Source organism: Microcystis sp. M53603_WE2, assembly GCF_030065435.1.
Window position 1 is genome coordinate 1 of record NZ_JASJFF010001033.1, and the last position, 1,833, is coordinate 1,833.

Sequence of the window (1,833 nt, forward strand, 5' to 3'; positions counted from 1 at the left end):
TATCATTTTAGCAAATGGAGAGAATTCTTTTCCATTAAGAAATGTTACAAATTACATGGGTACATTAAGATAAGTTAAGGGGGTGCATCCATTGATGGATAAGGGTTTTCGGCTATTATGGTATATATGTATGGGGGAAGTTCAGTTTTTAGTCCTCAAATAATTCGCTTGTTCTGTCGGTTATTTTCCCTGCTTAATAAATTAATAAATTCTCTTTTAGAGAAGGTTTTTCCACGCAATTCCTATTTCTCTTCTGCCTAGAGTTCCAGAAGAGCGCTAGGGAAGTGGGGGAAAATCCATAACTGGGTTTTTGAAGTTCGATCGAGAGTTAGTCGTAATATTAAAAACGGATTTGGTATAACATCTTGTCAATAAGTATTGTTATAATAATGACATCAATCAAGCTATAGTCGCCTATGTCTGAACAATTAATCGCTAATCTTGCTAATGCCTTTAAACCAGTTCCTTTACCTGCCGATAGTCCCTTTTATGTGAATCTAAAAGCAGTGAGAGCGGATGCCGATGTCTGTCAAGATTTAGGCAGAAAAATTATTCGTTCGCTGCCAACAGACTACACCCATCAACTCTACACAGGACATCGAGGAGGGGGGAAATCCACGGAATTATTGCGGCTGAAAAAATATCTAGAGCAAAAAAATTGTTTTGTTGTTTATTTTGCGGCAGATGAAGACGATATCGATCCAGAAGATGCTCAATATACAGATATTCTCATTGCCTGTACGCGCCATTTATTAGAACAACTAAAACAGGCTAATTCAACCCCCTTAAAAAACTGGATAAAATCTCGTTGGCAGGATTTAATTGATTTAGCTTTAACAGAGATTAAAGTGGAAGATGTCAAATTAGAAACGGGAGACTTGATTAAATATTTTGGTAAATTGTCTGCGGCGATTCGGGCAATTCCCAGTCAAAGACAAGAAATAAGAAATAAAATCAATCCTCATACTGTTACGCTGTTAACAGCACTAAATGAGTTTATTGATAATAGCAAAACTGTCTTAGATGATTCAACAAAATTAGTGGTAATTGTTGATAACTTAGATCGCATTGTACCGATATATCGGCGAGATCATAAAACTAATCATGATGAGATTTTTTTAGATCGAGCTAATCAATTAAAGGGGTTAAATTGTCATTTGATTTATACTATACCTATTTCAATGGCCTATTCTAATCGGGCCAATGATCTACGGGATATTTATGATAATGACCCGATGGTTTTACCGATGATTATGATCCGCAATCTTGATCGTACTATTAATCCTGATGGTATGGCAAAAATTAAGGCTATTATTGAGAAAAGAACGCAGCAATTTTTACCGACGAAAAAGCTAGAAACAGATATTTTTGAAAGTCAAGAAGTTCTGGAGCGATTATGTTTAATGACTGAAGGTCATGTACGAAACCTAATTTTATTAATGCAAACCGCTTTAGATCATGTGGATGCTTTACCTATTACCGCAAAAGCTGCTCAAAGAGCAATAACTCAAGCTAGAGATGTTTATCAGAGAACAGTAGAACACGAGCAGTGGAAAATTCTGGCTAAGGTATATCGTACCAACGAAATTCAAAATGATGAAGCTCATCGTAAATTATTATTCAATCGTTGTATTTTACAATATGCTTATTTTGATGCAGATGCAGAGTTGAAAAGTTGGTATGATGTGCATCCTTTAATCTCTTCGGGTCTAATTCCCCGCCGCTCGCGGCGTACAATAGAAAAATGAGTGAATACATCCATAAGAGCCATAATGTAAGTGTTTTGCTATATCATTTAGTGTTCCCAGCCAAATATCGTAAAGCCGTTTTCGA

Annotated in this window: 1 protein-coding gene and 1 pseudogene; both read left to right on the top strand. The window is 36.0% G+C overall.

What is annotated here, in order from left to right:
• Positions 1–416: 416 nt before the first annotated feature.
• Positions 417–1,748 carry a P-loop NTPase fold protein gene (locus tag PX481_RS21795; protein ID WP_288095940.1) on the top strand — a complete coding sequence of 444 codons (1,332 nt, stop codon included), beginning with the start codon at positions 417–419 and terminating at the stop codon, positions 1,746–1,748.
• A pseudogene (locus tag PX481_RS21800) lies at positions 1,745–1,833 on the top strand (IS200/IS605 family transposase); the annotation flags it as partial. The gene PX481_RS21795 and the pseudogene PX481_RS21800, both read left to right, overlap by 4 nt.